The 8,006-nt window shown below is 65.4% G+C and carries 7 protein-coding genes and 1 tRNA gene; 6 read left to right on the plus strand and 2 right to left on the minus strand.

Going from position 1 to position 8,006, the window contains the following annotated elements; translation table 11 throughout:
* Positions 1-86: 86 nt before the first annotated feature.
* Genes ACIQ51_RS13775 through ACIQ51_RS13785 form a run of 3 tightly spaced genes read left to right on the plus strand, consistent with a single transcriptional unit; the run spans position 87 to position 2,717 of the window.
* Positions 87-587, plus strand: a complete 501-nt coding sequence (locus tag ACIQ51_RS13775; RefSeq protein ID WP_396205635.1) for a DUF3341 domain-containing protein — start codon at positions 87-89, stop codon at positions 585-587.
* The gene (locus ACIQ51_RS13780; RefSeq protein WP_396205636.1) at positions 577-1,389 is read left to right on the plus strand and encodes a c-type cytochrome; all 813 of its coding nucleotides are present in this window, start codon (positions 577-579) and stop codon (positions 1,387-1,389) included. Before ACIQ51_RS13775 ends, ACIQ51_RS13780 begins: the two co-directional genes overlap by 11 nt.
* Positions 1,386-2,717 carry a hypothetical protein gene (locus ACIQ51_RS13785; protein WP_396205637.1) on the plus strand — a complete coding sequence of 444 codons (1,332 nt, stop codon included), beginning with the start codon at positions 1,386-1,388 and terminating at the stop codon, positions 2,715-2,717. Before ACIQ51_RS13780 ends, ACIQ51_RS13785 begins: the two co-directional genes overlap by 4 nt.
* A gap of 108 nt (positions 2,718-2,825) precedes the next feature.
* Here ACIQ51_RS13785 and ppsA read toward each other — a convergent pair whose 3' ends face one another.
* Positions 2,826-5,204 carry a phosphoenolpyruvate synthase gene (gene ppsA / locus ACIQ51_RS13790; RefSeq protein ID WP_396205638.1) on the minus strand — a complete coding sequence of 793 codons (2,379 nt, stop codon included), beginning with the start codon at positions 5,202-5,204 and terminating at the stop codon, positions 2,826-2,828.
* The gene (locus tag ACIQ51_RS13795) at positions 5,201-5,965 is read right to left on the minus strand and encodes an SDR family oxidoreductase (protein WP_396205639.1); all 765 of its coding nucleotides are present in this window, start codon (positions 5,963-5,965) and stop codon (positions 5,201-5,203) included. The genes ppsA and ACIQ51_RS13795 overlap by 4 nt, the downstream gene beginning before the upstream one ends.
* Before the next feature lie 131 nt (positions 5,966-6,096).
* On the opposite strand from ACIQ51_RS13795, the gene ACIQ51_RS13800 reads away from it, so the two are divergent.
* From ACIQ51_RS13800 to ACIQ51_RS13810, 3 genes are all read left to right on the plus strand, one after another.
* Positions 6,097-6,169, plus strand: a tRNA-Ala gene (locus ACIQ51_RS13800).
* 266 nt (positions 6,170-6,435) lie between these two features.
* Positions 6,436-6,915, plus strand: coding sequence for a redoxin domain-containing protein (locus tag ACIQ51_RS13805; protein WP_396205640.1), 480 nt, complete (start codon positions 6,436-6,438; stop codon positions 6,913-6,915).
* A gap of 426 nt (positions 6,916-7,341) precedes the next feature.
* On the plus strand, positions 7,342-8,006 hold a 665-nt coding region (locus tag ACIQ51_RS13810; RefSeq protein ID WP_396205641.1), incomplete at its 3' end, for a PAS domain-containing protein.

Raw genomic sequence — 8,006 nt, forward strand, 5'->3', positions numbered from 1 at the left:
CAGATGCCCGTGATGGCCATCATGGAGCTCAAGGAAATCGTGACGCCGCGCTTCAAGAACTCGCACGGCCACGGAGGGCATCACTGATGCAGGGTGTGCTTGGTGTTTTTCACCACCTCGATACGACCGTCTCGGCGATCGAGGAGCTGAAGAAGAAGAAGCTGGGCGACGTAACCGTCTACTCGCCCACCATCCGCCATGAGCTGGATGACGCGATCGCCGGCCCGAACAGCGTGGTGCGTCGCTTTACGCTCATCGGCGGTCTGCTCGGTGTGAGCTTCGGCTACTGGGTGGCGATCTGGTCGTCGGACTACTGGCCGCTCGTCACCGGCGGCAAGGCGATCGCCTCCTGGATCCCGTACACGATCATCGGCTTCGAAGTGATGGTCCTTGTCGGCTGCCTCTCGACCGTGGCCGGCATGTTCATCAACGCGCGTATTCCTCGCCTGACCACCACGGTCGGCTACGATGACCGCTTCTCCTCCGGCCACTTCGGGGTCTTCATCGCGTGTGACGCGAACAAGGCCTCGCAGGCCGAGGACCTCCTGCGCCACGCTGGCGCGGAGGAGGTGCGGCGTGAAGCCTGAGACTTTCAACGTGATGCCTTCCGCAGTCACTCGCGCGCTCCGCGCATCCGTGGCCATCGTGCTGCCGCTGACCCTGGGCGCCTGCTCATGGTTCACGGACTTCAAGAACCAGCCGCGCATCGAACCGTGGGAGCCGGTCTCGCAGAATGAGGCCGACTCGCTCACCCCGCCGCGTGGTCAGCCGCAGATGTCGGTGCCGGTGCAGGGCGTCCGCGTGGCGGCCTGGCAGATCGGCTATCAGCCGCTCCCGCAGGTGATCGACAGCTTCACGCCCATCCCGAATCCGACGCCGGTCTCCGATGCGTCCCTCGAGAACGGCAAGAAGTACTACCAGATCAACTGCGCGGTGTGCCACGGCATGGCCGGCGACGGTAATGGTGGCCTCAAGAAGGTGAACCCGGCCTATGGCTTCAGCCCCAGCCTGCTCACCGAGTCCGCCCGCGGTCGCTCCGACGGATACATCTACGGGATGCTCCGCAACGGCCGCGGCATCATGCCCAGCTACAATCGCATCGAAGAGACCGATCGCTGGGATGTGATCAACTACGTACGGGCGCTGCAGAAGGCCACGGCCGACACGACCCTGATCGGCTACCCCGGGCAGAATGGCACCACGGTGCCCGGCCCGACGCTGACAGCCCCCACGCGTCCCGCCCCCTTCGCGAAGCCCACGCAGCAGCCCACCGTTGGTTCGCCGAACATCAATTCGGCCACCTTCAAGGGTAAGAACGAGAACGAGACCATGCGCACGCTGCACCTCGGCCCGCCGGCCGCTGGTGAGGGCAAGGAGAAGCACGAGTGAGCCAGCACTATCACTACCCGACGCGTGAGGAATTCGCGCGTCGCCTCTCCGCCAAGTCGGTCCCCGGTGGCATCAAGACCGCGGCGCTGATCGCGGCGGTGATCGGGATCGGCGTGTTCGTGATGGGGCTGTTCACCAACCCGGACCGTGCCTGGCAGGCAGTCCAGTACAACTGGACCTACTTCGCCACGATTTCCACGGCCGGTGTGGCGTTTGCCGCCGTCCAGCGGATCGTCACGGCGCGCTGGTCGCGCCCCGTCGTACGCTTCGCGGAAGGCTTCTACGCCTTCGTGCCGATCGCGTTTGTCATTCTCATTGCCATTCTGTTCTTCAGCGGTGACAGCATCTTCACCTTCCGTGGCCGCGAAGCGGTCCCGACCGAGGAGAAGGCGGCTTACCTGAGCAACGGCTGGTTCCTGATCCGCGGCCTGTTCTTCTTCGGCGCCATCACGGTGCTGCAGGGCCTGTTCGTCTGGAACTCGATCAAGATGGACGTGGCCGTGCTTCCCGAGTACGGGGCCAAGTGGGCGGCCGGCCTGCGCGCGAAGATGCGTGCCGGCTGGAGCGGTGACGAGCGTCGCGAGCTGCACACCCAGCATTCGCTGCAGGGGAAGCTCGGCGTCGCCGTTCCGATTGCCTTCGTCGTGGGCTGGTGCTTCATGGCATGGGATTACTCCATGACCATCTCGCTGCACTTCCAGCAGACGATGTACGCCTGGATCGTGTTCATGACCGGCTGGGTCAACATGGTCATGCTGCTGTCGCTCCTCACGATGTGGTGGCGCAATCACCTCGAGGTGAAGGACGTCATCACGATGGATCCGCTCTGGGATCTGGGTAAGCTCTGCTTCGCCTTCACGGCGTTCGTGGGCTACATCAGCTTCTCGCAGTACCTGGTGATCTGGTACGGCAACATGCCGGAAGAAACCCACTTCTACCGCCTGCGTCTCTCGGGCGTCTGGAAGCCGGTGACCCAGCTCATTCCCATCTTCGGCTTCGTGCTCCCGTTCTTCGGGCTCATCTCGAAGGCCGCCAAGATGTACCTGCCGACGTTCGTGCTCTTCGCGGTGTGCAGCCTCATTGGCGTGTACCTCCACCGCTACATCGAGATCTACCCGAGCATCTACGGTGAGGCGACCAGCCTGCCGTTCGGTCTTCAGGAGATCGGTACGACGGTCGGCTTCCTCGGCCTGTGGGCCTTCAGCTACTTCAGCTTCATGGATGCCTTCCCCGTCATGCGCGTGTTCATGATGACCACGCCGTGCAAGGACGAGGTACAGGTGCCGGTCGACGCGAAGACCATGGAGCCGCTCCCCGCGCACGAGTAAGTGCTTGGCGGATGCAACGCAAAAGGGGCGGACACTCCGGTGTCCGCCCCTTTGTCGTGCCACCCCCCCGAGCGCCGAGCGGCGCGATGACCCTGTGGCGTGAGGGCGCTAGGGCGCCGCCGGACGGACTTCCTCAAGCCCTGCCACCCGCTGCAGCACCGGCACCACGCTGTCTGGATTGAGCGAGATGGAGTCGATTCCCGCCTGCACGAGGAACTCGGCGAACTCCGGATGGTCGCTTGGCGCCTGGCCGCAAATGCCCACCTTGCACCCCACGGCGTGCGCCTCCCGGATCAGCTGCTCGATGGATCGGAGCACGGCCGGGTTGCGCTCATCGAACAGCGACGCCAGCAGCGCATTGTCTCGGTCCACGCCGAGCGTGAGCTGCGTAAGGTCGTTGCTGCCGATGCTGAAGCCGTCGAACCGGGCGCCGAACTCCCGCGCTAACAGCACGTTGCTCGGGATTTCCGCCATCACATACACCTCGAGCCCGGCCTCCCCACGCGCGAGACCGTGACGGCGCATCTCCACGAGCACCTTGTCCGCTTCCTCGAGCGTGCGGCAGAAGGGGATCATCACCACCACGTTGCGGAGCCCCATGTCCTCGCGGACACGGCGGATCGCACGACACTCCAGGCCGAAGCCTTCACGATAGCGGTCATCGTAGTAGCGCGAGGCACCGCGGAACCCGATCATGGGATTCTCCTCGTGTGGCTCGAAGGCGCGGCCGCCAAGCAGTCCGGCGTACTCGTTCGTCTTGAAGTCGCTGAATCGAACGATCACCGGTTCGGGCCACTGCGACGCGGCAATTTGCCCGATCCCCGCGGCCATGCGGTCCACAAAGAACGTGGCGGGCGAGACGTATCCTGCAGTGAGCGTCGTGATCCGCGCACGCTCGTCGTCGGAGAGCCGTTCGGGATGGAGCAGGGCCATGGGATGTGCCTTGGCCATGTGCTCGATAACGAACTCGATGCGGGCCAGCCCGATGCCGCGCACCGGCAGGCGCCACCAGCGCATCGCCATCGCCGGATCCGCCACATTGAGCATGATGGCCGTTCGCGTCTGCGGCATTGATGACAAATCAAGTGTGTCCTCCCGGAATGACAGCACACCATCGTACACCGTGCCCGTCGGCCCCTCCGCGCAGCTCACCGTGACCGTATGGCCATCCAGGACGGCGGACGCACCGGTGGCGCCCACGATAGCCGCAATGCCGAGCTCCCGGCTCACGATCGCGGCATGGCTGGTACGGCCGCCGCTGTCGGTGACAATGGCGGCGGCGCGCTTCATCACGGGGACCCAGTCGGGATCCGTCTGCTTGGCCACCAGTACCGCGCCGTCCTCGAAGCGGTGAGCCTCGTGCATGCCGGTCAGGGTGATCGCGCGTCCGCTCGCTATGCGGCTCCCCACGGCCACGCCGGAGACCAACACGGGGCCGGTCCCCAGGAGCGTGAAGGTACTGACCTGAGTGGACGCCTCTCGCGCCCGCACCGTCTCCGGACGTGCCTGCACGATATACAGCGCCCCGTTGAGGCCGTCCTTGGCCCACTCCACGTCCATCGGACAGCCGTAGTGCTCCTCGATGCGCGCACACCAGCGGGCAAGCTGCAGCACCTCCTGGTCGGTGAGACAGCGCCGCGAGCGCTCGGCGGGCGGGGTCTCCACATTGACCGGCGCGCCCTCGGCAGACAGCACCATCTTCTGCTGCTTGAGCCCTGTCGTCGCATCCAGAATGGGGGTGAGCGACGCGTCCCCCAGCAGCGGCTTGAAGACACGCCACTCGTCGGGATTGATCACGCCCTTCACCACATTTTCGCCGAGCCCCCACGCACCGGTGAGAATCACGAGGGAGCGGAAGCCCGTCTCCGTGTCCAGCGTGAACGCCACGCCCGACGCCCCCACGTCGCTGCGGACCATCTGCTGCACCCCGACTGACAGCGCCACGCCTGCGTGGGCGATGCCGTGATGCTGCCGATAGGCAATCGCGCGATCGGTGTAGAGCGACGCGAAACAGCGTGGGATCGCGGCCAGCAGAGAGGTGATGCCGACCACGTTGAGGTAGGACTCCTGCTGCCCGGCAAAGCTGGCCTCGGGCAGGTCTTCTGCGGTGGCCGAGCTACGCACCGCCACCGGCGGATCGCTGCAGGCTACGCGTGTGGCGAGCTGGGTGTAGCGTGCGCGCACCTCGTCGGCGATCGCCTCGGGGAGCCGTCCCGCCGCCATGGCCTGCCTGATTGCGGCGCCGACCTCGTGAAGCGGAGCGCCGTCGCGCAGCCGCTGCACCTCGCGCGCGAGGACCGCGTCGAGACCGTTGTACCCAAGGAACAGCCGGTAGGCCGCCGTCGTGAGCGCAAACCCATCGGGGACGGCGATACCACGCGTCACGAGATGCCGCCGCAACTCCCCGAGCGACGCATTCTTGCCGCCGACGATGGACAGGTCCTGTCGCGCGAAATCGTCAAACCAGCCCGAGAGCGCGATCGTCACAGTGCCATCCATCCGCCGTCGGCGGTGATCACAGCGCCGTTGATGAAGCGCGCAGCGTCGCCGGCCAGGAACAGGGCAAGGGCCGCGATGTCGGTCGACTCGAGCCAGGCGGGAATAAGCGTAGCGAACAGCCCGGCACGCGCTGCCCCGGTCGGATCGAGCCGGTCGGCTGGCATACTCTCGGCGATATTCGTCCTCGTGGCGCCGGGGCAGATCGCGTTGCAGCGGATACCGCGCATGGCGTACATCCAGGCCGTGCTGCGGGTAAGCCCGAGGAGTGCGTGCTTCGAGGTGGTATAGGCGGCCCCCGCCGCACCGCCGGTCAACGCGGCGATGCTCGCCACGTTCACGATGACCCCATGCCCCTGCGCGAGCATGGCGCGCGCGGCGAGTCGGCTGGTGTACATGGGACCGTCCACGTTCACGCGCATCACGTGCTGCCACACCTCGTCGGTCACCTCACCCACGCCAGCCATGTAATCCATGATGCCGGCGTTATTCACCAAGATGTCCACGCGGCCGTGCTCGTCGAGGGCTGTTTGCACCAGCGCCTCCGCATCGGCCCGGGCACCGATGTCGCCCACCACCGTGCGGATCGGCCGCCCCTCCGTCGCGAGCGCCGAGCCGACCTCCGCCATGCGGGACGCGTTCACGTCGCCCGCCACCACGCGGGCGCCCTCGCGCGCGAACACTTCCGCTATGGCACGCCCTATACCCGATGCTGCGCCCGTGATCACTGTGACCTTGCCGTCCAATTGCATCTGTCCCCCGGTTCAATGGATGGCCACATCATGGCAGCCGGCCGAGGGGCTCGCCGTCAGGAGAATCCGGAGGGGGGCGAGGGCACCCCTGTACTCCGACAACGCGGTCGGATACAATTCGGCGTTGGCACGGGGCGTTAGCTCAGCTGGGAGAGCACCTGCTTTGCAAGCAGGGGGTCATCGGTTCGATCCCGATACGCTCCACTTCGACACAATGGTTCACGAGGGGCCGCCGCGGACTGCGACGGCCCCTCGTTCGTCTGGCCCTCGCACCAAGCGCCTTGGGGGCAAACCGGACCGGGGCAGGGGACCGCCAGCGGACCATTCGGAACGGATTGCCCACGCGTCCTCATTCGCCACCAGGAGGATGCTGAGCACGCGGGCGGCATCTCACTCACGAAATCCACAATGGTTGCATCTTCGCAAACATGTGATCGTGTCTCTTTTTTCTCACTCAGCCCTCACCACGTATGACGACCGGAGCCAACGTCCCGCTCCAATCCGGCACCGAAGCGCCGGACTTCTCGCTGCGCTCCACCAGCGGCGAGACGGTGACCCTGTCCGCCTTGCGCGGGAGCCGGCACGTGCTGCTGGCCTTCTTCCCGAAGGCGTTCACCAGCGTCTGTACCAGTCAGCTGTGTGCCTTCACAGACGACTTTGATAGATTTTCTTCTGCAAACGTGGAAGTTCTTCCTATTTCAGTAGATGCAGTTGATGTGCTCAAGGAGTTTCGAGATCAGCACGAGATGAAGGTGCAACTCCTGTCCGACGTTGATAAGCAGGCGGCCTCCGCATATGGCGTGCTCTGGGGAGACGGCGCGATCGCCAACCGTGCCTACTTCCTCATCGATACCTCGGGCACCATTCGGTGGGCCCATGCCGAGGAGCATCCGGGGCTCAAGCGAGAGAATGCGGAAATTTTCGAGATCATCAGGTCTGTGACATCGTAAGGTAACCTGGTAACGCATCGCGCCGCCGCCGGCCCCGACGACCGAGGCGGACGCGCAGTCGCCCCAGCGGTTGTGGCACTATGACTCTCGCGGTGTGGAAAGCAGGTCGGCTCGCTGAAAAGTGATTCGACCTGCTTCGTATCTTTTGCTCGCCTGGTGCTGTGGATATAGCTGGTTTGTGATTATGTCCGGTCGCGTCCTCAGCCCATCGGCGGGCGCCAGCAGCGTACGGGGCGCTACCGCCCATCGATGCCGCGGCAGGATCGCCCCTGTATTCGGTCAGCTTGTCCGATGGGATCCCCTGATCTAGCTTCTTCCCTTCGGACTGTCGTTCGGTCAGGCGGCGGCCGCTTCGTGTGACGGGGAGGCGCTGAACGTCGGGCCCTCACGGTACGGCCGCCGCCCTTTGTGTTGACTCGGAGCTCCATGCCATCCATCCCGCCGGCCACACTCCCCGAACTGATCGGGCTGTTGGCCGCCGCCAACGACTCGGTGCGCGGGATCCCGGCGTTCCTCGAGCGGCTCGGGGGGGGATTGTGCGCCGAACGCGTGGCGCTCGAGTTCATCGCTGCGGGGGCACCGCCGGTCGTCTGGCGTGATGGCACGCCGGACCTCGTGCCGCCGGACCTCGCGCCGACGGCTGCTCCGCGCACGCTCCCCATCGAAGCCGGCGGCCAGAGACTCGCCGCGCTTGTCGTGCATCGGAGCCAGCCGTTCAGCGACGCCGAGGAGGCGCTACTCGAAACGCTTGCTCCACTGCTCGCCATCGCCATCGGCCGTGACGCCTACCTGCACGAACTCGAAGGCGAACTCCGGGCCCATGTGAAGGAGCTGGCCGATCAGCGCGCCTTCATCGAGTGCATTGTGGATTCATTGCCGGTCGGGCTGTATGTGATCGATCGGCAGTACCGCATTCACGCCTGGAACCATGTGCGGGAGACCGGACTGCAGGGGGTAGCACGCACCGACGCCGTGGGGCGCTCGATCTTCGAGGTGCTGCACCGTCAGCCGGCCGCCCTGCTCAAAGGCGAATTCGACGAAGTGTTCGCCTCGGGACGCCTCCAGCAGTTCCAGATGGAGAGCCATACCTC

It is taken from the genome of Gemmatimonas sp., from assembly GCF_044344655.1.
Taxonomy (GTDB): Bacteria; Gemmatimonadota; Gemmatimonadetes; order Gemmatimonadales; family Gemmatimonadaceae; genus Gemmatimonas.